A 25,762-nucleotide genomic window follows, 5' to 3' on the forward strand; every position below is an offset into this window, starting at 1 on the left:
CCATGAACAAGCGGCGCGCATACGAAGAAATCACCATTGTTCACGGCGGCAACGCCGTGACGCTTCGCCCCTCCCTGCGCGCCGCCACCATCCTTGAAGAACTCCACGGCATTCCGGCCTTGTTCCGGGCGTTGGACGATTGCAACCTTACGATCATTTCCGAAATGATCCTGACGATGACAAGCCGTCAGGATGCAGCGGCCTTCCTGTCTTCAATCCCCGGAAGGCCGCTTCTCCCATTCTTCCTGTCCGTTCGCGCCCCGCTGGTCGAGCTCGTTTCTATGCTCACCCCGGCGCCCGATCCGAAGGGGAAAAACCAGCTGACGATTGATAGGCCCATGACATGGGCTGAAATCTTCGCGAACTTTTATGATCGCGCAACCGGCATCCTCGGATGGACGGCAGAACAGGCTTGGAACGCCACACCTACCGAAATTAACAGGGCGTATTGGGCGCGTTTCCGCAGTGACGATAAAACCGACCCGGAACAGGCAGAGCGTAACGTCGTCGCTGGCCTTGATCCCGAATTTGACCGTGCCGGACTGCACGCACTCAAAGGCCAAGGGCGTGACCGATGAGAAAGCCACCCCGCATTTGCGCCTGTGGCGCAATCGTCCCCCACGGCCAGCTTTGTGAATGCCAGCGCACTATCCAGCGTGAGCGAAAGGCCCGGCACGATGCGCGCCGCCCTTCAGCCCGTGCCCGTGGCTATGACCACGAATGGCGCAAAGCACGTGCCGAATACCTTCAGGCGCACCCGTATTGCCGCACATGCGGAAGCCCCGCCTCGCTGGTGGATCACGTCATCCCGCACCGTGGCGACAAGCGCCTCTTCTGGCATAGGGCAAACTGGCAGCCCCTTTGCGCGCCATGCCACAACAGCGTGAAACAGCGGCAGGAGCGTGCATTGTGATGACGCCCGCCACCATCCTTGATCACGACGGTATCGGCCAGCCTATCACCGAATGGGCGCTCGATTACGGGATCACTCCAGCCATCATCATCGGGCGACTTGAGCGCGGCGCAACCATTGCTGACGCGATCACTACGCCAATGCAAATCGGCCTTGGCACCCAGCGGTTGCCGATCTTCAGCCCTGAACAACTTCCAGCCTCGCGCCGTAAAGGGACGAGCTATTGGGTAAACGGCGTGAGCAAGACACTGACAGAGTGGGCCGCACACGTTGGCATTAGCAGGACGGCCTTCCTTGTCCGGCTTGGCAGGATGCCGATTGAGGAAGCGGTAGCGCTCGCGCCCAGATCGAAAACAGCCCGCAAGCACCCGGGGGTGGTCTTGGACTTTACCCCTTCAAAGGGGACCGGCGCGGGGAAGGCTTTGGAAGAGAGGCCGAATTTAACTTTTTCACAGGAAGCAGCCGAATGACAGGCATCACGCCGGAACTGGCGAAGCAACATATGAAGGTGGATAGCACCGATGAAGACGCCTTGATCGAGCTTTACATCGAAGCCGCCGAACAATACGTGGCGAACTATGTCGGCAAGCCGCTGACCGATCTCGACCCGTTCCCGGCTGATCTTAAGTTGGCGATCCTTCGGCTTGTCGCCTTCTATTATGAGGTTCGCAACATCGCGACCTTCGGTCTGACCTCGCAGCTTGCGCCGCATGGCGTGGCCGTCGTCCTCGATAGCTATCGGGAAAGGTGGTTCCACGATGGCGAATGATGGTCTCGATAACCTCATGAGCGCCTTTGATCGCGTGAAGGCAGCACCCCGGAAGAGCATCAACAAGGCGCTCATGTCGTCGGCGGAAGAACTCGCCGCGATGCAGCGTCACCTTGCGCCCGACGATCCGGCGACCAGTGCGCCCGACCTCAAGACCTCAATTGCCGTCACCGGACCCGGAAAGGCGACCCCGCCTTACAGTCAGCCGGGCGGCTCCCGCGTGGCGGGTGAAAATGAGGTGATCGTGACCGCTGGCAATACAGACGTTCGGTATGCGCACCTTGTCGAATACGGGACCAGCAAGACCGATGCGCAGCCATTCTTTTGGCTCGCCGTTCGCCTTCTCGGCGAACGCCTTCAGCAACGCATTGACCGTGCCGGACGTAGGGCCGTGCGCGATGCATGGAAAGGATAATCCGTGGAACCCGTTCTTGCCCTTCAGACCGCCATTCGCACCCGGCTTCTGGATAAGCCGGAAGTCACGGCGCTTGTCCCGGCTGACCATATCCGCGCCGGCTCCACCCGCCCGGATAAGACGCCATGCATCGTCATGAGCGACGGCACGACGACCTTGCACGGTAACGACTACGCAAGCCAGAGCGCCGCGTGGGTTTATCTCGACCTGCATATCTGGACGCCGGATGCCGGGCAGGATGCCGCGAAAGAAATCACCGGCACCCTTGCCGCCGCCCTGTCCAAATACAATCTGCCGATTGAAGGCGGCTATTGCGACCACTTCAAGGTGACAGGAACCCGGTTCCCGCGTGATCCGAAGCCCGAATATGGGCACGGCGTCCTTTCCGTCGAAGCCCTCATTCGGTGGGTGGTCTAGTGCTCAATATCGGGAACATGGATCGCCGCATCACCATTGACCGGCAGACCGAAACCGTGAAGCCGACCGGCGACGTGGTGAAGGCATGGACGCCCGTGGCCGTGGTTTGGGCCGAAGTCCTTCAGCAGACCGCTACCGAATTTTTCACCGGCTACGGCGAGGCCGAAACCGGCACCATGATTTTCCGTGTCCGGTATCGCCCTGGCATCACCACCGCCGACCGTGTGACACACAACGGCCAGAGCTACGGCCTCAAAGAAATCAAGGAACTCGGCAGGCATGAAGCCCTTGAGCTTCGCGGCGAGGTGATCCGGTGACACACCTTCGCGGCGTGAAGCCGCCCATTTCCCGCGACAGCAACGCGTTGACGAAAGCGCCCGCCGCGCCGAGGACTCTTTCAGAGTATGCCCGTGCGGAATGGAAACGCGTCTGGCCCGGCCTTATTGAACGCGGGATTATCACCCGTGGCGATCTCGGCGGCGTCGAAGACTATTGCCGCGCCCGTGGCCTTGTTCGCGAGATTGAGGACCAGCTTCGCGCAACCGGCGAGATCGATCTTAAGTTTTGCCGCGCGCAGGATAAGGCGATGCAGACAGCGCGGCAGCTTGCGGCTGAATATGGTCTCTCGCCCGTGTCGCGTGCGCGTGTCGGTGGTGCATCCGCCGATGACGACAGCGACAACCCCCTGAAGGTGCTTTGATGGCAAGCACCTATCCCGATTGGATTTTTGACGGCAGCGATATTCCCGACCCTTTCGGCTATGGCGAAAGGGCTGTGAAGTTCCTCCGGTTGTTGAGGCACCCGAACAGCACCGCGTCGAAGTCGGCTTTCCAGCTCTACGATTGGCAGGAACGGATTGTTCGCCGCATCTATGGACCCCGACACGCGGACGGCAGGCGGATTGTTGAAACCGTGTTCTGGATGATCCCGCGTGGCAACCGCAAGACCAGTCTCGCCGCAGCCCTTGCCTTGCTCCATACCATCGGCCCCGAACGTGTCGCTGCAGGACAGGTGATCTTTGCCGCGTCCGACCGTGAACAAGCCGGGCTTGGCTTCAAGGAAGCTGCGAACATTGTCCGCATGGACAAGCGGATTGTTGCGGCGACCCGCATCTATAACGCCCATAACAGCGCGAAGAAGATCGTCCTGAATTCTGAAGGGGTCGAGCTTCAAGCCATTTCCAGCGATGGCGCGGCCCAGCATGGCAAGACGCCCGCTTTCGTCCTCGTGGACGAAATCCACGTTTGGAAGGGCCGAGACCTTTGGGAAGCCCTGAAATCCGGCATGGTCAAGACCAGCGGCACGCTTATGGTGATCGCGACGACTGCCGGGCGCGGTTCTGAAAATCTTGGCTTCACCGAATACGATTATGCCCGCAAGGTCGCGCTCGGCGAGATCGACAATCCGGCATATCTGCCGATTATCTTCGAAGCAGCGCCCGGCGACGATTGGCAGGATGAAGCCGTTTGGCATCGTTGCAATCCCGGCCTTGCCCACGGCTTCCCGAACTTGAACGCCTTGCGCACCGCTGCGAAGGAAGCAGCCGACCGGCCCGCCGAACGGTTCGCGTTTCAGCAGTTCAACTTGAATATCTGGCAGGCCCATTCCCGCGACCCGCTGTTCAACATGGCGACCTATGACGCCGGGATTGATCAGCATTTTGACCTTGTCGACCTTGCGGCGCTGCCGTGCTTCCTCGGAGTCGATATGTCCGTGAACGGCGACCTGACTGCCGTGGTTGGCGCATGGCGTCACGACGATGGCCGGATCTTCGTTCACCCGTGGTTCTTTGTGCCGGGCGATGACCTGAAGGGCCGTTCGCAGCGTGACGGCGTGCCTTATGAACAGTGGCGCGATGAAGGCTTGATTACCGTAATTGACGGCCCGGTGATCGAGCCGGAAGCTGTCGAGCAGCACATTCGCGAGATTTGCGCCGACAATGACAACGTCCAGGAAATCGCATTCGACCCGCACCTTGCCCGGATGACCATGCAGCGCCTTCATGATGACGGCTTGCCTGCAATTGAGATGCGACAGGGACCGCTCACCATGGGACCGGCCATCGGCACCCTTGAGCGCGTCGTGAATGGCTTCAATATTCGCCACAACGGGCACCCGGTCCTTCGCCATCACTTCGATAGCGTCGTTGCCAGCCGCAACGATACCGGCCTTGTGCGGATGCACAAGGGCAAGAAGACCGACCGTATCGACGGCGCTGTTGCCGCCGCCATGGCCGTGTCCCGTGCCGTTGCGAACGACAACCGCCGATCCATTTTCGACCTCGATCCCGATGAATTTGACCGGCTTCGCGACGAAGCCGAAGCCGCATAGGAGCCTATCAGATGGCAGACGACGAACAGCGCCTTTTGGTCTCGTTTGAGGCCCGCCTTACGAAATTCGAACGCGACCTTGAGCGCGGTAAGAATCGGACCCGCCGCGACTTCGGCCAGATGAAGAAGGACGCCGAAAACGCCGGTTCGGGCATCGAGAAGGCCATGGGCAATGCCATGAAGACCATGGGCGCATTCAGCAAGGGGCTGGCTGGTGGTATCGTGGGCGGGCTGGCAATCGGCGGGCTGGATGCCATCATTGGCCGCGTCACCGACCTTACAAGGGGCGTGGCGAACATCGGATCAGAAGCCAAGCGCGCCGGTCTATCCAATCGCACTTTCCAAGAACTGTCCCATGTGGCGAACCAAGCCCGCATCCCGGTTGACGCGCTTGTCGACGGAATGAAGGAGCTTTCCCTTCGCGCAGACGAATTCATTGTCACCGGAAAGGGCAGCGCCGCCGACGCCTTCGCCCGCCTTGGCTACAGCGCCACGGAACTTAAGCGCAAGCTGGCCGACCCGAACGAATTGCTTATCGAAATCATTGCCCGACTTCAGCAATTCGACCGGGCGGCACAAATCCGCATTGCCGATGAACTGTTCGGCGGCACGGGCGGCGAACGTTTCGTGGAACTCATTAGCCAAGGTGCCGACGGTATCCGGCGAGCCATCAAGGAAGCTCACGACCTTGGCCTTGTCCTTGACGACGAGGTGATTCAGCGCGCCGACGAAATCGACCGGAAGTTCTCGAAGATCACCGGCACCGTTGGCACGGCTCTAAAGAAAGCCGTGGTTGATGTCGTCGGTGCTATGGACGATTGGCTTGACCGGATGAACCGCATCGAGGAACAGACGACGCGGAACGTCCAGTCTCAGCTTCTCAGCACCTACGACAAGCTTCGCGAAGCGAAAGACCTTCTGTCCGATCTTCAGCTTGATAAGGGCATCAATCCCGACGATCCGACCATTGACCTCAACATTGATCGCCAGAAGCAGCTTGTCGAGGAATTGACCGGCGAGGCGATGAAGCTTCGCGACATTCTCGACCGGCGCAACGGCTATTCCGAAAGCTTCATCTACAAGACCGGCGAGGAAGCACGCGGCGCAAAGCCGCCGCTCGACAACCTCAACGCTACCTTGTCCGGCACTGATACCGCCGCAGGCCGCGCCGTCGCCAACATCAAGAACTTCGGTGACGCAATCCGCGCCCTGAAGAACGAAGTCCCGGAACTGGCGAAATCGCTGGCCGATCTCGACAAGAAAGCCCAAATCGAAGCCGTCTATCAGGCTGCAATCGCACGTGCGCAAGGTCAGCGCGAAATCGCCCTGGCTAACGAAATGCGCGGCAAGGCGCTTTCGTCTGTGAACCTCAAGAGCGCGACCGACGATCCGACAGGCTACCTTTCTAGCAGGCTGGCGTCCGGCAAAGCGCAGGATCACGTCAACGGCATGGCCGACGCCTTCGCGGCGAAGCTGGCGAAAATGCTGGCCTCCATGCCCGACGACCTTCGCGGTTCGGTCACGATCAACTCCGGCTATCGCTCCATTCAGCGCCAACAGGAAATTTGGCTTGATGCGTTGGAAAAACATGGATCGCCGGAAGCCGCCCGGAAGTGGGCGGCACCGCCCGGCAACAGCCAGCACAATAAGGGTAACGCTGCCGATCTCGGCTATGCGTCCGACGCTGCCCGGAAGTGGATGCACCAGAATGCAGGAAGCTTCGGCCTGTCCTTCCCGTTGTCGAATGAGAACTGGCACATTGAGGACGCCGACGCCCGTAGTAAGAACACAACCGCCGAAATTCAACGTCTGACCGACGCAGCGACTCGGCAGGCCGACGCCTATAGCCAGATCACGGCCAATGCCCGCGAATACGTCGCGGCGCAGGGCACCGAACAACAGGCGCTTGGCATGACGGCGCAGCGGGCGCAGGCGCTCCGGTATGAGCAAGAGATGCTCAATCAGGCGCAGCGAGCGGGCATCACCCTCACCCCTCAGCAGCGCGCCCAGATCGCCCAGCTTGCGCAGGGTATGGCGCAAGCGGAAGTGGCAACCGAAGGGCTTCGCCAGAAACAGGAAGGGCTTGCCGAAGCCGGGCATTTCTTCGGCTCGCAAATCACGGACGCCCTTGCCGGTCTTTTGTCAGGCACCATGACGGCGGAACAGGCGTTGCAATCCATGTTGCAAACGCTGATCAAAGTTGGCCTTCAGGCCGTTCTTATGGGCGAAGGGCCGCTTGCCGGTTTGTTCGGTGGTGGTGCTGGCGCTGGAAGTAGCGGCGGCGGTTTCGGTGGTATCCTCGGCGGCTTGCTCGGCGCACTCTTCGGCTTCGCGGAAGGGGGATACACTGGCGATGGCGGCAAGCACGAGCCGAAGGGTATCGTCCATGGCGGTGAATACGTCGTGACGAAGGAAGCCACGCGGCGGATTGGCACCCGCGCACTTGACGCGATGAACTATGGGAGGATGCCCGGCTATGCCGAAGGTGGCCTTGTCACCGGCACGCCGATGCTTTCCACGCCGGACCTTGGCAGCATGAGCGCCGCCCCGGTGCAAGCGATCTCGATTAACGCCCCTGTCACCGTCAACACGAACGGCGGCGGGACACCTGAACAGAATGCCGACCTCGCGAAGCGGATGGCCCGGCAGATGGAAGTTACAATGCGCGGCGTGGTGGCCGACGAGATGCGGAAACAGACAAGGCCCGGCAATTTCGCCAATAGCAGGAGCCGATAGACAACAAAACACCCGGCGCGTCTGACTTCGCCGGGTGTTTGTGAAAACAATTGCCGCTGCTGCTGCAATTGTCTCTATTATAGCAGGTAGAAAATCGGATGCATGGGGTTTTTCTTCTGATTTCAACGAAATAGTTCGTCAGGGCGATTGTGAACTTGCTATAATATAACCCAGAAAAGCAGCGTCTGACTTTACCTGCTTCCTGAATAGGCTGGCCTAGCCGCCGATGATTTCACGCCGTAATGTCAGACGTCGCAGGAGTGGGCTCCGCTGGTAGCTTGCGACCCACAAAACGCGTCGATATCGCCAAACTGGTATGACACGTTTACGCCTGCTCAGTCGTAAGGAAACGGCCCACACCGGAAGGGTGGCCTGTTTCTAAGGGACAGAGGAAGCCAGAGATAAAAGGCGACAGTCAGACCCCGCCTTACCTGTCACAAGGTTCTCTAGTTTGGTTATGTCCTCCCCCTGCACCCCGTCATAAGGTGTGTGCTGTGGTGGCCTCAGAAGAAGGTTTTGGATAGCTCTTCACCAAGCATAGATTAGACACTTGCCAATAGGCCCTTTGTCTTTTCTATGCGCATAGTGAAGCTATGTCCTTTTTCCTAGAAGATGGTTATTGTTGTTACGTGGATTTTGCTTCTTTAGATCGCTACGCGACTGGATAAAGCTTCCAATCCTAATGTCTCCGGTCCCCAAAAGCTCGCCGCCCTCATTTTTCCCACAGCGTCCGATTTCCAGACCGCTATAGCAGCGTGTGCGCGAAAGCGCGGCTCCATGGGAATGAGGCCGGGGCGGTTTTCCTTTCTGACACCCCGGCCTCACTGTTCGTTAGCAGGGAAGCAGCACGTGGCAATATCTCCGGTATTCCGTGAAAAGTATAAAGCTCAGCAACAGAAGCGCGCACAAGGCATCGTCGCTCGCGAAAAAGCTGAAGCGGATGCTGCCGGTTTGACCATCGCGGAACTCCGCAACCACAAGGACGCCGTTGCAAAGCGGAAGTGGCAGGAACGGACGCAAGCCGCCTATCACCGCGCAAAGGGCGAGAAAGCCCTTGCCAAGCGCAACGCCCGGATCGAGCAAGAAAGCACCGAACGTATGAAGGAAAACGAGGTATTCGGTCGGTTCTAGCGCCGAACGGCCAAAAATAAGTATGTTCTTACTTATATTAAGCCTTTGTTTTATAACAACAAAAATTAGCAATCCTCTAGACGCGTGAATCTGCGCGGCCTAAGATTCATGTCGAAAAATCAGAAAGGCTACCTATGCAAACCACCTTCATTCCCACTGCCATCTTCGACAGCCTCACCCACGGCCTCGCCGCCAATATTGCCAAGCTTCAGCCGGACATGGTTTCCGGCCAGATCGCCCCGCACCAGATCGCGGAATTGCTCACTGATTACGGCATCGTGCCAGAGGATATGATGCGACAGATCATTGAAGATCAGCGCGCGGAAGCGGCAAAGCAAATTGTTGCAGGTATTCCTTCGCTTATCCGGCCAGCCGCTTAGAGGTGAAGCATCATGTCTGATCAATCGAACATCCTTCCGTGGAAGGATACCGATGAAGCTTTCGTCAAAAAAATCAGCGTCATCATTGAAGAAACGCTGATCCAGGCACGCAATGAGCCGCAGGAAGAATGGGACTTTGTGCCCGTCTCCCGGCGCGCTGACGAACTCGCCAGCGTCATCTTTTACGCCTTCGAAAATCAGCGACGGCGTGAAGCATGACGAAGTTTGCGGCGGAAGCGATAGAGAAGCACATTCGCCGCAAGCATCCCGGATGCCCGGATTTCGCCGTCACGTTCTTCGTCGCAGAGATCGCCAAAAAGGACTGGCAGAAGGCATCCATCGGTAAGGCGGTCGGCATCACCATGCAGACCACGCTTCGACATACCATGACCGACTATGACCAGATGCTTTTAGTCGGCACCGATCGGAATGAAGCACGGCGGCGAGTGCAACCAAAGATCAACGCTATGATTGGGGCGTGGAAGAAGCGGCCAAGGCAAGCGCTTGATGACTTCCCGGCAACCCGCGCCATTCAACAGGGGATGCGATGATAAACATTGCAGCACTGCGACCTTCAGACATAACAACCCTTGATCACCGACTTTCAGATCAAAGCTTCGCTCAAGATTTTCTCGCTGCGCTTGCGAAGTTTCTGACCGAAGTTGGTCCTGACGGGGGAGCGGACAGCGACCGAATTTTCATGGCGGCAGTCCAGTTGACGCAGGCGAAAGCGTGGAACCACTTCGACGCAACCGCCCTACGAAAGGCCCTTTCATCCGTTCCACAAGACGCCATGGTGATTTTTTGCGATGGGCTGCCGACGACGCTTGCATCGCGGCTACTTCCCTAAATCGACGGCAGACAAGAGGCATCAGTCGTGAACGGCAGCTTCACTCAGTTTCCAATCCGCTTAGCCGCCGCCGTCAGTTCGCTATCCATCATAAGGGCGCACTGACGGCGTTCGAATACGATGATACCACCGTCCTGAGTCAGTTTCGGCGGCACCACATCCCGGTTGAGGTTGGCTGCTTGCTCCTCGCATTGTTCCATCGGCAGGATGGTCAACACTTTGGTCTCAATCCGGGGCTCGGCAGAACCACCGATCATTTGCACGAGGATCATTACACCGACGAATTTCATGTGGGCTCTTTGTGTCAGGTTTACAGGATATGCAAACCTTAGTTGCGCAAGAGGCAGCATGCAATCACTTAGCAGACTCGTCAGATCGGTTATTGCAGCGTGGAGAAGCGCCAGACCTCTTGTCGGGCAACACAAGCGTCGATACACGACAAGTTGTAAATCTGTGGGGGATTCCAAGAAATGAGAATGCTTATCGTTGCCGGTGCAGCGGCCTTGACGCTTGCCGGGTGCAATACCACGCCCGCCGCCACTCCAATGGAGGCGCACCTCAATCGCTATGCAGGCGCGGAAGCTGTTGCAATGAACTGCCCGGCATATGGCGGATACGGTTCGGTTGCGCAAATGCGCGCCGACGCTCAGTCGAACCTTGCAAAGGCGAAGGCGCTAGGAGCGACAGACGCGGACGTTGCCAAGGCTCGCCAAAAGGTCAACGGCAACCTAGCGGGCGCTACCGTATTGGTCGGACCCATCCAAGCTTGCAGTGCGTTCATGAACGGCCTCGCGTGGGCTGGAACAGAGACACCGAAAATACAGCCGGCAACGGCAGCGAAAAAGAAGAAGTGATCAACGAAAGCCCACTGGCCTTCACCAGCGGGCTTTCCACTCAGATTTAGCCGATGACCTGAATACCCAAGCTGATCAAAGTTAATACAATCGCGACAATTCCTGCCCAGCCAGCTATCTTCGCCCAGCGAAGCGTCGACTGGCCACCTTCCGCCGCTCGGCGCGCAATCTCGCCGCGTGCCTTTAGTGCTTCCGGGCTATCATTCATCCATGCGATTTCGGCAAGCTCGGCATCGGACAACTTTCGCGCCTGCTCTTCCATCTCACTAGAACTGCCCACTAGCCTTGCCATCTTCTAACCCCATCGGTTGCCCCTCGCGGCTCTCCCCGAACGCCTTGACTTCTGCGACAAAAAGAACAAAATAAGAACATTAAAGATATCCCCAAGTTGTGGAGGGTGCCGGACGACGCTACTTAGTCCCCACTAAACAAGAGCTACTTTTAGTGTTTCAATCCCTACGAGTGCGAATCGCTAGTTGTAAGCTGTTACGGGATATCAGGGCGAATGGTTACGAGAAAGAATGAAGAGGTAAGCGCTAGCTTCCACTATCTGGCGCGAATGAAGAAATCCGGCAACGAGGAGGCGATTTCACCGTTCACAACGGCGGAATTCTCTGCGCTTTTCGCGAAGATGCAGGCCCAAAAACCCTTCGACTTGAAACAGGAATCCGACATCGAAAGGTTGCGGTCCCGCAAAGAAGCGCCGCTTGAGAACCTTGATTTTCCCAACGCTCGCACCATTACGGGCACATTCAGGGCTTCTTACTATGGTCACGGATACGACAATACTGACAAAGGAAAGATATCCGCACAAAGCGTAAACCTACGCCCGTTTCATTTTGTGCTGTATTTGTCCGAGACTGGCATGATTTACATAGGGTCCCAATACCTTGGACTATTCGGAGGGTATAATACTCTAAAGGATACGCTTGTCGGTTTTATGCCTGAACGAAAGGGAATTCGCTCCCATTCTTTCAGACTAGGTGCGTCTTACTATAAGAACGCAGAGCCGCGTGAAATCCGGGTAAATGTTGCGAACAAATCAACAGCGATCAACGGTCGAAGCACTCTTGGCGGTAAAATAATGATTGCCCTGACCCGCTCTGGCAAGGATGACATTCTTGTCGAGCGGGTTAAACGAAACATCATTCCATTTTTCGGACAGGGCCAGAATGCGATCAAACATGCCGTCGCTGGCCTTATGAATCAAAGCGACGTGATCGCCATCGAAGACGACGACGTTATCGATTGCACCGTGCTCGCGGATATGAACGGAAAATCGACAACCATTTACATGTTCGAGAATGGGTTTCGGGCGACAAGATTTCCGCTTGAAGTCGATGTTGATGAAGACGGCCATCCTGGCAACGCAGACACATGCAACGAGATACTGATAGCCCTTAATGATCACGTCATAAAAGTCACAGAGAATGGTTAGCATTAGGTCCATCATCGCGGAGAATAACGCAACCTTCTATAACTATAGAACGGACGGGCGTATCCGTATTTGGCCGCGAATCGCTGCATTTGTAGCGATATCGCCGGCTATAGCTTTCCTTCTCACGGATAACCTGACAGATTTCGTCAATTCCATTAATACTGTGGCGTCAATTCTTCTTGGCTTCGGCTTCAGTGTTCTTTTCTATATCGCAAGTGGCAACGAGGGAACTGTTTCCAGCGACGCATCCTTAGAGAAAAAGAACAGGATGGAACGCATTCGTGATCTGTCCAAAGAACTGTTTCACAACGTTTCCTATTTCGTGATGACGGCGTCCGCCGCACTGGCCGTGGCTATGGTAGTTATTGCGCCTGAGGCACAGAACGATTGGTTTGCTAAACGAGTGCTGCCTTGCTTGCTGGAAATCACCCCTAAGGCGTCGGATTACATTTGGTGGCTGCAGCTAGTGATTCGCAGCGCCTTCTTTTTCTTAATCCTTGAAGGAGGCTACACGTTCGCTCGGATTGTTGGCCGGGTTAACTTTCTTTTTGAAGAGAAATTGAAAGACAGCAGTAAGAAGGGCGCGTAACACGTCACAAAATTACGCCCGTCACAATGTCACAAATGATCGAATGCTAATATTCATTTTATCATTTAAAAACAATTTGATACGAGGTTATAAAGTGGAGAGATGGCGATTTCGAATCTCTCCACTCCGACCAACGAAATCCCCAAAAGCATTAGATTATTAGCTGCACACGATGTTGCTGACCGCGAATCTGTGGGAGCATTGTCGGCGTATAATGCCTGTCGAGACGAAGGCCATGCGACACGCCGGTGCCGTCGGCCCTTCATGGCCAAGCGATCGCTCGACCATTGCCGGCAAAATACGGACGAAAGCCAGATTTATCGGTCTGAAAGTCATTCCGTTTTAAATCATTCTGCGCTATGGGAAGACGCATGTTGGGGCCGCAAAATGCTCCACCAGCGAAATAACGGAGCCGTTCGAGACCATGTCCGCAAAGATCTATCGTCCAGCAAAGACCGCCATGCAGTCTGGCAAAGCCAAGACGAATCTGTGGTTGCTGGAGTTCGATCAGGAAAAGCCGCGCACAATCGATCCGGTCATGGGCTACACCAGCTCGGGCGATACGCTGCAGCAGCTGCGACTGACTTTTGAAAGCGCTGAGCAGGCAATTGCCTATGCCGAGCGCAACGGCATCGAATACCGCGTGATCGCGCCGAAAGAGGCAACGCGCAAGACTGTGTCCTACCCGGACAATTTCCGTTTCAGCCGGATGCAGCCCTGGACCCATTGAGGTCCTTGAGCCGCTTTCAACGGGCTCCGCCCGGAACGGCCCCTTAGCTCAGTTGGATAGAGCACCTGCCTTCTAAGCAGGTTGTCGCAGGTTCGAATCCTGCAGGGGTCGCCATCACTTCTCCTTGTTCAGGTTCTACGGGCCTGACCAACCTATCTTCGATAGATCCTGGGCTCTACTGGATATCGAACCTCTGAAGTGAACTGCAGCGGGTATCTGCTTATATGGCGACACAATTGATTTATCTGCTTCGTCATGGCGAGACGATGTGGAACACCTTGGGTCGCTACCAAGGTCAACTGGATTCCCCGCTTACGGCGCGCGGTATCGAACAGGCGGATTGCACCGCTGAATTCCTTCAGAAAGAGATTTCAGGCAGCCAGCAATCATTCCAAATGGACGTCAGCCCCCTTGGCCGAACTCGACAGACAGCTGATCGCCTAACGCGAGTGTTGCCCTTGGTCGCTCGTGACGACGCCCGGCTGATGGAGGTTTCTGTCGGCTCTTGGGATGGTATGACGAAGTTCGAGATCGACAATGAGTTTCCGACAATGCTGGATGGCTCGGACGCTTTTGATTGGTATTTTAGGTCTCCAGACGGCGAAAGTTTTGATGCTGCGTGTGCCCGGGCAAGAGACTGGCTCGCAGATACGCTTTTGCCAACCATTGCGATTTCTCACGGGCTTTTCGGTAGATTGGTACGCGGCGTGTATTCCGGCCTTTCGAAGCGCGAAATGCTGGAGCTGCCCGTTCCTCAGGATGGTTTCTATCGCCTTTGCGACGGTGAATTCAGTCTTGTAGGCGGTTCGGCGCCCATGTTCGCGTAGCCGGAGTTCATCTCGATGGCCGTCAGGGATCAAGTCGTGCCGACCTAACTCCGAAAACAGCTGCAGTTCAATCGGTCCGTACCATAACCCGACGTGATATCGCTTGGTGAAGCCAGTCAGCAAAGCGGAACGCCAGGAAATGACGACGCACCAACCACCTCAATTCGGTTGCAATTGGTCAGGTAAAACGGAGCTCATCGATTGATTCACGCTCCCGGAAAGGAACTTTCATGACCTCGAGATTGCGTGTGGGTGTGCTCTTTGGCGGGCAATCCGCCGAGCACGACGTTTCCATCCTCTCAGCACGCAATGTCCTCAAAGCGATCGATCCGGCCAAGTACGAGATCGTGCCGATCCTCATCGATCGTACCGGACAATGGTTGTTGATCGAGATGACGGCTGGCAGCCTGCCTGCTGACATCGTCTATGCCGGTACAAAAGTATGCCTGGTGCCTGGCGGACGCGGTCGCCTGATCGCCTTCGACGGTGCTGCCGGCACGATGATGCACCCACCGGCGATCGACATTCTGTTTCCCGTCCTGCACGGATTGTACGGCGAGGACGGATCGATCCAGGGGCTCGCTCAGGTCTGCAATATCCCGCTGGTCGGCTGCGGCATCCTCGGCTCCGCCACGGCCATCGACAAGGAAATGGCCAAGCGCCTGTTGCGCGAGGCGGGTCTACCGGTTGCCCGCTCCGTCACCGCAAGGCCCAATCAGCGTCCGGACTTCGAGAATGTAACGGCCGCATTGGGACAGCCGGTCTTCGTCAAACCTGCACGACAGGGTTCGTCGGTCGGCGTCAGCAAGGCGAAAACTGCCGAAGAGTTCGATGCGGCGGTCGACGAAGGCTTCAAGTTCGACACGAAGGTTCTCATCGAGGAATTCGTCCAGGCACGGGAAATCGAGTGCGCCGTGCTCGAAAGATCAGACGGAAGCCTGATGGTTTCCGTTCCGGGCGAGATCGCGACCAGTGCCAGCCACGGCTTTTATACCTATGAGGCTAAGTACCTTGATGAAGATGGCGCCGCCATCAGCATTCCGGCAGTTCTGCCAGACGAGGTAACGCAACGCTTGCAGGACATGGCCGGACAAGCGTTCATCGCGCTCGGCTGCGAAGGGCTGGCGCGCGTCGACTTTTTCGTCCGGCCGGACTTGAGCGTTGTGATCAACGAGGTCAACACCATGCCTGGCTTTACCGATATCAGCATGTACCCGAAGGCCATGGCCGCGAGCGGCGTGCCCTACACTGAGCTTGTCGGCCTGTTGATCGAGCATGGATTGGCAAGGGCCACGCTGGCTCGCTGATCATTTTCCCAAGTCCGCATTGCATTGGTGGAACGCGTCGCGTCGCGCGTTCCGACTGCGCGATGAATCGCGAAATTGCTACTTCCCGTAGCAGTCATATTCGGCTAGGAGGGTTGCGCAGCAAATTGCGCTGTCTTTTCCTGGAGTTCTGCTTTGCCTTTGTAAACCCCGGTCTCGCTTGTTTCACCACGTACGCCCGATAGCGATCGTCGCTGTCGGATCGCAGCCTAATGCGTTCGTCGAGGTGACGGTTCGAGACCGGAATGGCATTGCCGACCTGTCGCCGCATGATTCTTCGTGCGGATCGAACCATCACCAAAACGCTGCCAGACCGCGTCCCCTGAACGGGTGCTCAAACCGTCGTCTTGATGGACTTCCAATCGGAAGAACCAGACGACATGTCTCACACACTCCTGGTCCAGTGGACCATCAAACCCAGGATCGCGCCGCGCCCGTGGCTCGCCTGCAACCGCTGCCGAACAGTGCGTCCGTTTGAGCCGAGCGGCAAAACGCGGCTCAATGCCAATGGCCGGCGGCTGGATGCCTGGTTGATCTATCGCTGCAGCGGCTGCGACAGCACCTGGAATCGCCCCATCTTCGAGCGCCGCCACATCCGCGATATCGATCCGGCCACGCTGCACGCCTTGCAGAACAACGACGGAGCCTGGATCGAAAAGGTTTCTTTCGATCTCGACGGACTGCGCCAGAATGCAGGGCGAATCGAAGAATTTGCCGAGGTTCATGTAGAGAAAACGATACTGAATCCTGCCGCCGCGTCATCCTTACGTGTGGAGATCGTTCTCGGCCTGGCAATGAAAACATCGCTGAGAACCGAAAGGCTGCTATCCATGGAGCTCGGCCTGTCACGCAAGCGTATCGCCATGCTTGAAGAAGCGGGCCGCGTCGCCACGACTCCGTTGGGCAGGAATACGCTACGGCGCTCTGTGAAGGATCAGATGCGTATCACCATCGATCTTGCCGGCGAAGCCGATCGCAACGCGATCCTCAGCCGCGCCGGGCCTTAGCCGAAGACCGGCCGGGGCCCGGCCTCGGGCTACTGCATAATTCCTTAAATCGGAATCGATTTAAGGATAAATTATGCAGCAATTTTAAAGTGTGACAGCGTCCTTAGCGCGTCATGTTTGACGCGCGGCGCTGTAAGCGTGAATAACGCGGACAACGACAGCGAAAGAGGGCTCCGATGCCATCGGAGCCCTCCTGACATCGATGGTCTTCAGAACTTCACGCCGATACCGACGGTGAATTGATGCTGGTCGAGATCGACGTTGATGCCGCCGATGTCCTTGTCGCCATAGTCGTTGTAGCGGTATTCGGCTCGGCCAAACATGCTGTCGGTGAAGGCGTAGTCGACGCCCGCACCGATCGTCCAGCCATTGAAGGTTTCCTTTTCCTTGGAAGCCCCCGGCACATCAACGAATCCGCGTGTAATTGCCCAACCGCCGGTCGCATAGACAAGCGCCTTTTCATGGGCGACGTAACCGAGGCGGCCGCGGACGGAGCCGGACACATCAGTCCCGACTTCCGGAGAAGCACCGAAGATATCGAAGGTCTTGTCGTTCCAGTTATAACTGACATCGCCCTCGATGCCGTAGACCCAATCGCCTTGCTGATAGTTGTAGCCGGCGAAGGCACCGAGAAGGCCACCATTGAAGTCCTCAGAAGCATTTGCACCAGGCGCGCTGAAGTCGCCATTAAGCCAGCCGCCACCGCCTTGCAGACCGACATAGCCGCCCGTCCAGACAAAGGTAGGCGCGGCTTCCACCAGGGGCACCGGCTCGAGATTTTCGGTCAGATCGGCGGCCGATGCAGCGGGCGCAAGAGCGGCAGTAGCAAAGATTGCAACAAGCACATGCCTGATCATCACAGATGCCTCCTGTTGGTCCGATAGCAAGATTACCAACTTATGTAGGGCGCGTCTGCCGAAAAGGCTCGCTTCGGAGCGGGAATAATAAATTTCTCTTTTAAATCATATGATTATACATTTCCAGTCAGCCAATTCTGAAGCTGGGCGCTACTTGATCAATTGCCGCCGATGCGAGCGCCTTCGAGCCGGTCGCCGGGCTTGATGCCCAGGCGCTTGACGGTGCCGGCATTGAGCTCCAGCACAAAGGCCACCGGTTCGCCCGAATCGATGATCGCCTCCGAGAACGGAACTGCATCCTGATGGATGGTGCGAACGATGCCGCGCTTGTCGACGAACAGCATATCGAGCGCCAGATGGGTGTTCTTCATCCACATCATGACCCGGCGCGTTTCGCCGAAATCGAACAGCATCCCATGGTCAGGCGCCATTGAGCGGCGAAACATCAGCCCCTGCTCGCGTTGATCGGCATCGATGGCAAGCTCGACCGTCAACTCATGGGCCTGGTTGTCTGCCGTCACCACACGCATCCGGTCGGCGGTGAATTGCACCTCTGCAAACGCAGCAACGGCAAACAACAGCAGAGACAAAAAAAGCGCCATGGCGGCGCTTCTTGCAGAAAGGGTTCGAGCTATCGACATCAGTGCGAACGGCTCGTCGGCGTTGGGCCGTCGGGATGGATCTCGGCCGCCATCAGGCCCTTTTCACCATCGCCGAAGCGCACGAGAACTACCTGGCCGGGGCGAAGTTCGGTCAGTCCGAAACGGCGCAGCGTTTCCATATGCACGAAAATATCTTCCGTGCCCTCGCCGCGCGTCAGGAAGCCGAACCCCTTGGTCCGGTTGAACCACTTGACGAGAACACGCTCGAGGCCGCTCGTCGGCGTGACCTGCACATGGGTTCTGATCGGCGGCAGCTGCGAGGGATGAATGGCTGTCGACTGATCCATCGAGAGAATGCGGAAGGCCTGGTAGCCACGATCGCGTTTCTGGATGAGAGCCACGACCCGGGCCCCTTCGAGCACCGTCTGATAACCGTCACGCCGCAGGCAGGTCACATGCACCAGTACGTCCTGCATGCCGTTATCGGGCACGATGAAGCCAAAGCCCTTGGCGACATCGAACCACTTGATCACGCCGGTGATTTCGACGAGGTCGAGGGCGTCGCTGCCAAAGTCGTCATCATGCATGACGTCTTTTGAAGATGTCCTATCCGCCATTCTCTCCCAGCCCCTCGTTTACGCGCGACTACCGACTACAGTTAACTGATTCTTATTGACTAGAATAACATCGTCCCGCCGCTGATGCGCAAGACCCTCGGCGTATTTTGGCCTGGGCCGAATGTAGGGACGCAGCCTTGCCTCTGGCTTGCTGGCAGATCAGTATACGCCATCTTCTTCGAAACAGGGACATTGCAATGCGTTATCTGCACACGATGGTTCGCGTCAAAAATCTGGACGAGGCCTTGAAGTTCTACTGCACGATTTTCGGCCTCAGCGAAATCCGTCGCTACGAGAACGAAAAGGGCCGTTTCACGCTTGTCTTCCTGGCCGCCCCCGGCGATCTTGACCGGGCAAAGGGCAAGCTCTCGCCGTGCCTCGAACTCACCTACAATTGGGACAGCGAAGATTATACAGGCGGCCGGAACTTTGGTCACCTGGCCTATGAGGTGGATGACATCTATGGCTTCTGCCAGCATCTGATGGACAATGGCGTGACCATCAACCGTCCGCCGCGCGATGGGCACATGGCCTTCGTGCGCTCGCCCGACGGCATTTCGATCGAGATCCTGCAGAAGGGCGAAAATCGACCCACGCAAGAGCCCTGGGCCTCGATGGCCAACACCGGCGCCTGGTAAGCCTCGCGCAATTCTGACCGCCGATGATCGACGTCTGCAGCCGGGAGTTCCGGCTTGGCAAAGTCGAGTCGCGGATCCGTTGAAATAATGAATGATCCGGGGCCCGGCACCGACACCGGGCCTTTGCATGCTAAGCGCATGTGGGCTCAAGGTTAGCGCCAGTTTACAAATCACGTATCGTTCAGTAACTTCCGCGCGAAACGTTGATACGGGGTTCTATCCGCGATGTCTCGTGGCGACGCCCCCTAACTGTATTTGGCCTAATCCTTCCCGCGGCGATCCGTTTGGCCCGCCGCGCGAAATTCGTTTTCGTTTGTTCTGGGCGATGTTTCGGAACTGAGACTTAATGCATGGAAAGGCGACGATCTCGCCAATCATGCACGGAGAGCGGGGATAGGACGTTGCAACATCGGGAAACCAAGAGGGCGCTGCTGTCGTCAATTGGCCGCGCAACCGCGATATCCGTTTCACTGCTCGCCTTGAGCGGCTGCGTGTCCGCTGTGGCCGACAGCGAAGCCGCGAACGCGCTGAAAGTCGAGGAAGCGCAAGAATCGCTGCAGGTCGCCGATTCGACCCAGGCCGGCGCGACTGTTCGCGACGCCCAGGTATCGGCGGTCGGCAGCAACCCGCAGGCAACCCAGGGCAATGGCGCCCTCGTGCCGGGGCAAGACCCCGCACAACAGGCTGGATCGCTGACGATGCAGAGCACCGGCCTGCGAGCAGCCTCCTCCAGTATCTATGGCCAGGTTCCGGCGGACGGCCAGGCGGCTGCGACGGGCGCACAGCCGCAGGCGACGGGCTCCATCCCGGCCACGGGCGCTGCCCAGCCGACCATGAACGCAACGACGAACAGTCTTTTCAGCGGCAACCGGGGACAGGGGCAAACTCAGCCTCAACCCCAACCCCAACCGATCATCCAGCCGCAGCAGGGCGCCTCGAACGACACCTCCGGCGCGCCGTCGGATACGGCTGTGATGGCCTATGCCTCTCCGGAGGGAGCCACCCTTCCCGCCTCCGTACCGCTGCCCTTGAGTGCGCAGGCTGCCCTCGGCGGAAAGACGTCGCGTGTGCTGCAACCCGTGCAGGCCGCCGAGCAGGCGCAGGCAACGACGGAAGTTGCCCAGACGATGACGGCCGCGCCGGACGGCAAGACCAGCGAGAACGATTCCAAGGAAGAGCCGAAGACCTGGACCCTTGCGAGCCTTTTTGCCGGCAAGCGCAAGGAGAAGCAGCAGCAGGTAACGGCGCGCGCAGCGCAGCCCGCCGAAAAAAAGACCATCACCACCAGCAATGCCAGCCAACCGCAAATGGCTTCGCTCGCCTACAATGGCCTGCCCGGCGTCAAGATGAGTCCGCTGTTCAGCGTCGCGCATGAAGACCATGCAGCAGATGAAGAGGACGCGCCCGTTCAGCTCGCCTCGCTTTCCGGCCTTGCTCGCCTGGCGCCAAGCGGCCTCATCCTGCAGACCGAAAAGGTCGAGGCCGGCTGCTTCAAGCCGGAACTGATGCAGATGCTGAAGCAGGTGGAGACGCGTTACGGCCGCCAAGTCATGGTGACTTCGGGCCTGCGTCCGATCAAGGTCAACCGCGCGAAGCAATCCCTCCATACGCGCTGCGAAGCGGCCGACATCCAGGTCCAGGGCGTCAGCAAGTGGGAATTGGCAGATTTCCTGCGCAGCATTCCCGGGCGCGGCGGCGTCGGCACCTACTGCCACACGGAATCGGTTCATATCGACATCGGCGCGCAGCGCGACTGGAACTGGCGTTGCCGCCGCAGCAAGGGCTGAACGCAAGCCCTTGTTTCGACGGGTTAATCCACAGAATCCGCCCCCTGCTCCCTGCCTGTGCATTTTTTACAGAAAAATGAAAATTGACGCTTGCGGTAATCAAATCGCCTGACTATAAGACGCCGACACAGCAAGTGCGCCCTTCGTCTATCGGTTAGGACACCAGATTTTCATTCTGGGAAGAGGGGTTCGACTCCCCTAGGGCGTGCCACTGTGACCCTCCCCTTCAAATGATTTCCCTGCTCGTGAGCGGCAGTTCTGCATCCAGAATCCGACGCGCGCTCGATTATGTGTCGCTCTCCGGGACGACCGGGTGGTGGCAGATTTTTCCGGTTCTTTTCACAGGAAAAGCGCGCGAATTCTCAGATTACCGCTTGCAGTCTGCAAAGGCGCTGCCTATAAGGCGCCCACACAGCAAGTGCGCCCTTCGTCTATCGGTTAGGACACCAGATTTTCATTCTGGGAAGAGGGGTTCGACTCCCCTAGGGCGTGCCACTGTGATCCTTTCCCCAGCACATTCGCTACAGATTTGACGCCGATTGCGTGGTCCATGCTCCCCTCTGTGTCGGCCACGGGCACGGTGTTTTTAACCCGTGATTTTTCCTGCATTTTCCACAGAAAAACCTCGAAAATCCTGACATTAGCGCTTGCAGCTGGCAAAAGCGCTGACTATAAGACGCCCACACAGCAAGTGCGCCCTTCGTCTATCGGTTAGGACACCAGATTTTCATTCTGGGAAGAGGGGTTCGACTCCCCTAGGGCGTGCCACTGTGTTGACCTCCCCCACGCCGCAAACGTCGACCGCGCTCACGCTGCGGCTGAACGTCATTCTTTTGGCGGGACCGCTGCCGTATCCGCTCAGGCAACACCGATGGATTTCTGTCGTCGTCTTCGCGGAAAAGGCATAGTATCCGAAGAGGAATTGATTGCGGCCACTACAGCGCCGCGCGTCTATTTAGACGCGCAAAGGTCGCTGTAACACTTTGAGTTGCTGCATAATTTTATCCTTAAATCGATTCCGATTTAAGGAATTATGCAGTAGGCCGTGATCGCGAGCCCTCAGCGACCAGCGTGGGCGCCCATCGTCTAGCGGTCAGGACGCCGCCCTCTCACGGCGGCAACACGGGTTCGATTCCCGTTGGGCGTGCCAGTCCTCACAGAGCAGTTTGGCTGGTCAAACCAAATCGTTGGTTCGGATGAGCCAGCCGCGTTTCGAGCGCGCCGTCAAACCGCTTTCGCGGCATCGGTGACGCGAATCTGGACCCGCCGTTGCCCCTGCCACAGATCCGCTGAAACCGAACCCGCGACGTGCATGGAGGCGCCGCGGCTCGAAAGAAGAAAATCGCCAAGCGGGGTCTCGGTTGCGCGAAAGGCGATGCCATCGAGACGACTGCCGTCCTGCCCCTCGAGCGTCACCTTGACGTGGTTGGCTCCCACTTGCCGGCTGTCGCGCAGTCGGTGCTGCGGGAAGGCGAAGACCGGCTGCGGATGGGCGGAGCCGTAAGGCCCGGCCTGCTCCAGCAGATCGATCAGTTCCAGTGTTGCCCCCGACGCGCCGAGCGCACCATCTACCTTCAGCGTCTGTACCGCAACGAGGTCGCGCACGGCGACTTCGGCCTTCTCCTCGAAGAACTGCCGCAACCGGCCGAGCTTCGTCCGCTCGACCGTCAGGCCCGCCGCCATCGCGTGACCGCCGCCCTTCACCAAAAATCCGCCGTCGACGGCAGCACGAACCATCTTTCCCATGTCGAAACCAGCGATCGATCGGCCGGATCCCGTCCCCCGGCCAATCGGATCGAAGGCGATGGCGAAGGTCGGACGGCGGAACTTCTCTTTTATTCTCGCTGCAATCAGCCCGACTATCCCCGGATGCCAGTTCTCCCGTGCCGTCACGATCACCGAGGCGCCCTCACCCGTGCCGTATTCGGCCAGAACCTCGGCTTCGGCTTCAGCCAGCATCGCAGCCTCCATTGCCTGCCGCTCGCGGTTGAGTTCGTCGAGCCGTGCCGCGATCGTTTCAGCGGCGGCACTATCGCCCATCGTCAACAGGCGGCTGCCAAGCGCCGCGTCGCCAATTCGGCCGCCGGCATTGATGCGTGGCCCGACCAGAAACCCGAGATGATACGGCGTCACCGGACCGCCGATCGCCGCCTTGCGCAACAGGGCCGCCAGCCCGACATTGCCCATGTGCCGGGCTGCAATCAGCCCCTTGACGACGTAGGCGCGATTGAGCCCCTTGAGCGGCACCACGTCACAAACGGTTGCCAGCGCCACGAGGTCGAGCTGTGCCAACAGATCGAAAGACCCGACGCGCGCGTCACCGGCGGCACGCAGCACACGCACCGTATTGACGAGAACGAGATAGACGACGCCGGCCGCGCAAAGGTGTCCCTGACCGGAGAGATCGTCCTCGCGGTTGGGGTTGACGAGCGCATGGCATGGCGGCAGCGACGAGCCGACCTGGTGATGGTCGATGACGACCACATCGACGCTGCGCTGCGCTGCCACGGCAAGCGCCTCGTGGCTGGTCGAGCCGCAATCGACAGTGACGATGAGCCTGGCGCCATTGTCGATCAACTGTTCGATCGCCTGTGGGTTGGGGCCATACCCCTCGAAGATACGATCGGGGATATAGATCTCGGCCTCGAGCCCGAAATGTTTGAGGAAACGCGCCATCAGCGCCGACGAGGCGGCGCCGTCTACGTCGTAGTCGCCGAAGATCACCACCTTCTCGCGCCTGGAAATCGCCATCGCCAGGCGCTCGGCCGCCTTACGGCAGTCGGTCATGGTATCGGGATCCGGCATCAGCGAGCGAAGCGTCGGGTCGAGGAAGACCGCCGCATCGTCGAGCGTTACTCCGCGCCCGGCAAGCACGCGGCCGATCAGATCGGAATAGCCATGGACCTGGCTGATCGCCAGCGCCCGGTTCTGTCCGGCCTGGTCGAGACGCGACACCCAGCGTTGACCGCTGATCGATCGTTCCACGCCAAGGAAAGCTCGCTGTATCGGATCTACCGGTTCTTCCATGCTGTCCACCTGCCTCAATCTTTTGTTCTTAGCGAACAATGCGCGCATGCAAAACCCGGCATGAAAAAGGCCCCACCGACACCAATGGTCGATGGGGCCCTTTCTCAACAGTTTTGCGCTTTGACTTAAGCTGCCTTCGGCCGCTCGATGCGGATCACCTGCGGCTCTCCGACCAGATAGCCCTCGCTCTTGATCGCCACGATCGCATCGCGCACCGAATGCTCGGCGGTCGCGTGCGTCACCAGGATGATCGTCTGCGGCTCGAATGATTCCTGCGGGTGCTTGGAATGCTGCATGATCGATTCCAGCGAGATACCGTTCTCGGCCATGCGCGAAGCAATGCTTGCAAAGACGCCGGTACGATCGACGACCTTCAGGCGGATGAAGTAGCCGCCCTCGTGGCTCTGGATCTGCGCGCGCTTGTAGGGCAGCAACGCATTGGTCGGGCGGCCGAAGGCCGGCACGTGCTGCGCGCCAGGGCGGCTCTTGGCGATATCGGCGACGTCGCCAAGAACGGCGGACGCCGTCGCGTTGCCGCCGGCACCGGGGCCGACCATCAGCAGCTCGCCGAGAATATCGGATTCGATCGCGACCGCATTGGTGACGCCATCGACCTGGGCGATCACCGAATCATAGGGAACCATCGTCGGGTGCACCCGTTGCTCGATGCCGCTTTCGGTGCGCTGGGCGACACCGAGAAGCTTGATCCGATATCCGAGATCGGCGGCAGCATGAATATCATCGATGGAAATATTGGTGATGCCCTCGAGATAGATGTCGTCGGCCGCGATCGCCGTACCGAAGGCCAGGCTCGTCAGGATCGACAGCTTGTGCGCGGTATCGTTGCCTTCGATGTCGAAAGCCGGGTCTGCCTCGGCATAACCGAGCCTCTGCGCTTCCTTCAGGCAGGCCTCGAATGAGAGCTCTTCCTTTTCCATCTTCGTCAGGATGTAGTTGCAGGTACCGTTCATGATCCCGTAGACGCGCGAGATCGTGTTGCCGGTCATGGATTCGCGCAGCGCCTTGATGACGGGAATGCCACCGGCAACGGCCGCTTCATAGTTGAGCAGCGCGCCGTTGTTCTCGGCAATGGCTGCAAGCTCGATGCCGTGCGCAGCCAGCAACGCCTTGTTGGCGGTGACGACATGGATACCACGGTTAAGCGCCGTCTTGACCGCAGTGTACGCCGGATCGCCGGAGCCGCCCATCAGCTCAATGAAAACATCGATATCGGCCTTGGCCGCAAGCGAAACGGCATCGTCAAACCAGGTCGTCTTCGACAGGTCGACGCCGCGATCCCTAGAGCGGTCACGCGCCGTTACGGCTGTAATTTCGATTGCCCTGCCACATGTCGTTGCCAGCATCTCGTGACGATCCTGGAGGATTCGCACGAGCGAGGCACCGACGGTACCCAAGCCCGCAATGCCGATTTTGAGGGCATCTGCCATAGCCATTTCCTAACATGTGAGGGCGCCCCGCCAGAACGGCGGGGCCGTTGCAGTAGGGGCGCGCGCCTGGCACGC

Annotated in this window: 31 protein-coding genes and 5 tRNA genes; 29 read left to right on the forward strand and 7 right to left on the reverse strand. The window is 58.3% G+C overall.

Annotation, left to right across the window (positions count from 1 at the left end; genetic code table 11):
* Window positions 1–2 precede the first annotated feature (2 nt).
* The 15 genes from BC360_RS25175 to BC360_RS25240 all read left to right on the forward strand — a co-directional run bounded on the left by BC360_RS25175 (window position 3) and on the right by BC360_RS25240 (window position 9,941).
* The gene (locus BC360_RS25175) at window positions 3–578 is read left to right on the forward strand and encodes a hypothetical protein (protein WP_065781500.1); all 576 of its coding nucleotides are present in this window, start codon (window positions 3–5) and stop codon (window positions 576–578) included.
* A complete protein-coding gene (locus tag BC360_RS31110) occupies window positions 575–913 on the forward strand; it encodes an HNH endonuclease (RefSeq protein WP_083222726.1) in 339 nt (112 codons plus the stop codon). Before BC360_RS25175 ends, BC360_RS31110 begins: the two co-directional genes overlap by 4 nt.
* Window positions 913–1,383 carry a hypothetical protein gene (locus tag BC360_RS25180; RefSeq protein WP_065781501.1) on the forward strand — a complete coding sequence of 157 codons (471 nt, stop codon included), beginning with the start codon at window positions 913–915 and terminating at the stop codon, window positions 1,381–1,383. The genes BC360_RS31110 and BC360_RS25180 overlap by 1 nt, the downstream gene beginning before the upstream one ends.
* A complete protein-coding gene (locus BC360_RS25185) occupies window positions 1,380–1,682 on the forward strand; it encodes a head-tail connector protein (RefSeq protein WP_065781502.1) in 303 nt (100 codons plus the stop codon). The genes BC360_RS25180 and BC360_RS25185 overlap by 4 nt, the downstream gene beginning before the upstream one ends.
* Window positions 1,672–2,097, forward strand: a complete 426-nt coding sequence (locus tag BC360_RS25190; protein ID WP_065781503.1) for an HK97-gp10 family putative phage morphogenesis protein — start codon at window positions 1,672–1,674, stop codon at window positions 2,095–2,097. Before BC360_RS25185 ends, BC360_RS25190 begins: the two co-directional genes overlap by 11 nt.
* 3 nt (window positions 2,098–2,100) lie before the next feature.
* A complete protein-coding gene (locus BC360_RS25195; protein ID WP_065781504.1) occupies window positions 2,101–2,514 on the forward strand; it encodes a DUF3168 domain-containing protein in 414 nt (137 codons plus the stop codon).
* A gap of 17 nt (window positions 2,515–2,531) precedes the next feature.
* Window positions 2,532–2,831, forward strand: coding sequence for a phage head closure protein (locus BC360_RS25200; RefSeq protein WP_065781548.1), 300 nt, complete (start codon window positions 2,532–2,534; stop codon window positions 2,829–2,831).
* Window positions 2,828–3,214, forward strand: coding sequence for a phage terminase small subunit P27 family (locus tag BC360_RS25205; protein ID WP_065781505.1), 387 nt, complete (start codon window positions 2,828–2,830; stop codon window positions 3,212–3,214). The genes BC360_RS25200 and BC360_RS25205 overlap by 4 nt, the downstream gene beginning before the upstream one ends.
* Window positions 3,214–4,845, forward strand: a complete 1,632-nt coding sequence (locus BC360_RS25210) for a terminase large subunit (RefSeq protein ID WP_065781506.1) — start codon at window positions 3,214–3,216, stop codon at window positions 4,843–4,845. Before BC360_RS25205 ends, BC360_RS25210 begins: the two co-directional genes overlap by 1 nt.
* 11 nt (window positions 4,846–4,856) lie before the next feature.
* Window positions 4,857–7,580: a D-alanyl-D-alanine carboxypeptidase family protein gene (locus tag BC360_RS25215; RefSeq protein ID WP_065781507.1), complete on the forward strand. Its 2,724-nt coding sequence runs from the start codon at window positions 4,857–4,859 to the stop codon at window positions 7,578–7,580.
* A gap of 849 nt (window positions 7,581–8,429) precedes the next feature.
* The gene (locus BC360_RS25220) at window positions 8,430–8,711 is read left to right on the forward strand and encodes a hypothetical protein (protein WP_065781508.1); all 282 of its coding nucleotides are present in this window, start codon (window positions 8,430–8,432) and stop codon (window positions 8,709–8,711) included.
* A gap of 134 nt (window positions 8,712–8,845) precedes the next feature.
* Complete coding sequence (locus BC360_RS25225) at window positions 8,846–9,091, forward strand: hypothetical protein (protein WP_065781509.1); 246 nt, start codon at window positions 8,846–8,848, stop codon at window positions 9,089–9,091.
* Window positions 9,092–9,103: 12 nt separating this feature from the next.
* Entirely contained in the window at window positions 9,104–9,310 is a 207-nt protein-coding gene (locus BC360_RS25230; RefSeq protein WP_065781510.1) for a hypothetical protein, read from the forward strand.
* Window positions 9,307–9,642, forward strand: coding sequence for a DUF2293 domain-containing protein (locus BC360_RS25235; RefSeq protein ID WP_065781511.1), 336 nt, complete (start codon window positions 9,307–9,309; stop codon window positions 9,640–9,642). Before BC360_RS25230 ends, BC360_RS25235 begins: the two co-directional genes overlap by 4 nt.
* Window positions 9,639–9,941, forward strand: coding sequence for a hypothetical protein (locus tag BC360_RS25240; protein ID WP_065781512.1), 303 nt, complete (start codon window positions 9,639–9,641; stop codon window positions 9,939–9,941). The genes BC360_RS25235 and BC360_RS25240 overlap by 4 nt, the downstream gene beginning before the upstream one ends.
* A 44-nt stretch (window positions 9,942–9,985) precedes the next feature.
* Here BC360_RS25240 and BC360_RS25245 read toward each other — a convergent pair whose 3' ends face one another.
* Window positions 9,986–10,231, reverse strand: a complete 246-nt coding sequence (locus BC360_RS25245) for a hypothetical protein (protein ID WP_139110197.1) — start codon at window positions 10,229–10,231, stop codon at window positions 9,986–9,988.
* Between the two features lie 186 nt (window positions 10,232–10,417).
* Between BC360_RS25245 and BC360_RS25250 the strand changes: the two genes are divergently transcribed.
* Window positions 10,418–10,795: a hypothetical protein gene (locus BC360_RS25250; RefSeq protein ID WP_244512896.1), complete on the forward strand. Its 378-nt coding sequence runs from the start codon at window positions 10,418–10,420 to the stop codon at window positions 10,793–10,795.
* 46 nt (window positions 10,796–10,841) lie between these two features.
* On the opposite strand, the gene BC360_RS25255 is transcribed toward BC360_RS25250, so the two are convergent.
* Entirely contained in the window at window positions 10,842–11,057 is a 216-nt protein-coding gene (locus BC360_RS25255) for a hypothetical protein (RefSeq protein ID WP_141690299.1), read from the reverse strand.
* Window positions 11,058–11,300: 243 nt separating this feature from the next.
* Between BC360_RS25255 and BC360_RS25260 the strand changes: the two genes are divergently transcribed.
* The 7 genes from BC360_RS25260 to BC360_RS25290 all read left to right on the forward strand — a co-directional run bounded on the left by BC360_RS25260 (window position 11,301) and on the right by BC360_RS25290 (window position 16,711).
* Window positions 11,301–12,233 carry a hypothetical protein gene (locus BC360_RS25260; RefSeq protein WP_065781516.1) on the forward strand — a complete coding sequence of 311 codons (933 nt, stop codon included), beginning with the start codon at window positions 11,301–11,303 and terminating at the stop codon, window positions 12,231–12,233.
* Complete coding sequence (locus tag BC360_RS25265; RefSeq protein ID WP_065781517.1) at window positions 12,226–12,822, forward strand: hypothetical protein; 597 nt, start codon at window positions 12,226–12,228, stop codon at window positions 12,820–12,822. Before BC360_RS25260 ends, BC360_RS25265 begins: the two co-directional genes overlap by 8 nt.
* A gap of 424 nt (window positions 12,823–13,246) precedes the next feature.
* Window positions 13,247–13,552: an ETC complex I subunit gene (locus BC360_RS25270; RefSeq protein ID WP_065781518.1), complete on the forward strand. Its 306-nt coding sequence runs from the start codon at window positions 13,247–13,249 to the stop codon at window positions 13,550–13,552.
* A gap of 37 nt (window positions 13,553–13,589) precedes the next feature.
* A tRNA-Arg gene (locus tag BC360_RS25275) sits at window positions 13,590–13,666 on the forward strand.
* Between the two features lie 122 nt (window positions 13,667–13,788).
* Entirely contained in the window at window positions 13,789–14,379 is a 591-nt protein-coding gene (locus tag BC360_RS25280; RefSeq protein ID WP_065797421.1) for a histidine phosphatase family protein, read from the forward strand.
* Window positions 14,380–14,609: 230 nt separating this feature from the next.
* Window positions 14,610–15,686 (forward strand): D-alanine--D-alanine ligase family protein, encoded by a 1,077-nt coding sequence (locus tag BC360_RS25285; RefSeq protein WP_065797279.1) that lies wholly within the window; start codon window positions 14,610–14,612, stop codon window positions 15,684–15,686.
* Between the two features lie 368 nt (window positions 15,687–16,054).
* Window positions 16,055–16,711 carry a DUF1062 domain-containing protein gene (locus tag BC360_RS25290; protein WP_244512897.1) on the forward strand — a complete coding sequence of 219 codons (657 nt, stop codon included), beginning with the start codon at window positions 16,055–16,057 and terminating at the stop codon, window positions 16,709–16,711.
* A 209-nt stretch (window positions 16,712–16,920) separates the two neighbouring features.
* Here BC360_RS25290 and BC360_RS25295 read toward each other — a convergent pair whose 3' ends face one another.
* The 3 genes from BC360_RS25295 to BC360_RS25305 form a co-directional block, all read right to left on the reverse strand.
* Window positions 16,921–17,568 (reverse strand): outer membrane protein, encoded by a 648-nt coding sequence (locus BC360_RS25295; RefSeq protein ID WP_065797281.1) that lies wholly within the window; start codon window positions 17,566–17,568, stop codon window positions 16,921–16,923.
* 158 nt (window positions 17,569–17,726) lie between these two features.
* Window positions 17,727–18,209, reverse strand: coding sequence for a DUF192 domain-containing protein (locus BC360_RS25300; protein WP_065797282.1), 483 nt, complete (start codon window positions 18,207–18,209; stop codon window positions 17,727–17,729).
* A complete protein-coding gene (locus BC360_RS25305; RefSeq protein WP_025426885.1) occupies window positions 18,209–18,787 on the reverse strand; it encodes a cold-shock protein in 579 nt (192 codons plus the stop codon). Before BC360_RS25305 ends, BC360_RS25300 begins: the two co-directional genes overlap by 1 nt.
* A 197-nt stretch (window positions 18,788–18,984) precedes the next feature.
* Here BC360_RS25305 and BC360_RS25310 point away from each other — a divergent pair, with 197 nt between their 5' ends.
* The 6 genes from BC360_RS25310 (at window position 18,985) to BC360_RS25335 (ending at window position 22,362) form a co-directional block, all read left to right on the forward strand.
* Complete coding sequence (locus tag BC360_RS25310) at window positions 18,985–19,425, forward strand: VOC family protein (RefSeq protein WP_065781523.1); 441 nt, start codon at window positions 18,985–18,987, stop codon at window positions 19,423–19,425.
* 401 nt (window positions 19,426–19,826) lie between these two features.
* A complete protein-coding gene (locus BC360_RS25315) occupies window positions 19,827–21,212 on the forward strand; it encodes a YcbK family protein (protein ID WP_065797283.1) in 1,386 nt (461 codons plus the stop codon).
* A 136-nt stretch (window positions 21,213–21,348) separates the two neighbouring features.
* Window positions 21,349–21,423: transfer RNA gene (locus tag BC360_RS25320), tRNA-Glu, on the forward strand.
* Window positions 21,424–21,632: 209 nt separating this feature from the next.
* A tRNA-Glu gene (locus BC360_RS25325) sits at window positions 21,633–21,707 on the forward strand.
* 198 nt (window positions 21,708–21,905) lie between these two features.
* Window positions 21,906–21,980 (forward strand) — tRNA-Glu (locus BC360_RS25330).
* Window positions 21,981–22,287: 307 nt separating this feature from the next.
* Window positions 22,288–22,362, forward strand: a tRNA-Glu gene (locus tag BC360_RS25335).
* 74 nt (window positions 22,363–22,436) lie between these two features.
* On the opposite strand, the gene recJ is transcribed toward BC360_RS25335, so the two are convergent.
* Both recJ and BC360_RS25345 read right to left on the reverse strand, forming a co-directional pair.
* A complete protein-coding gene (recJ, locus tag BC360_RS25340; protein WP_065797284.1) occupies window positions 22,437–24,239 on the reverse strand; it encodes a single-stranded-DNA-specific exonuclease RecJ in 1,803 nt (600 codons plus the stop codon).
* 125 nt (window positions 24,240–24,364) lie between these two features.
* Window positions 24,365–25,687, reverse strand: coding sequence for a homoserine dehydrogenase (locus BC360_RS25345; RefSeq protein WP_065797285.1), 1,323 nt, complete (start codon window positions 25,685–25,687; stop codon window positions 24,365–24,367).
* Between the last annotated feature and the right edge of the window lie 75 nt (window positions 25,688–25,762).

The organism is Ensifer sp. LC163, from assembly GCF_001695855.1.
GTDB lineage: Bacteria > Pseudomonadota > Alphaproteobacteria > Rhizobiales > Rhizobiaceae > Ensifer.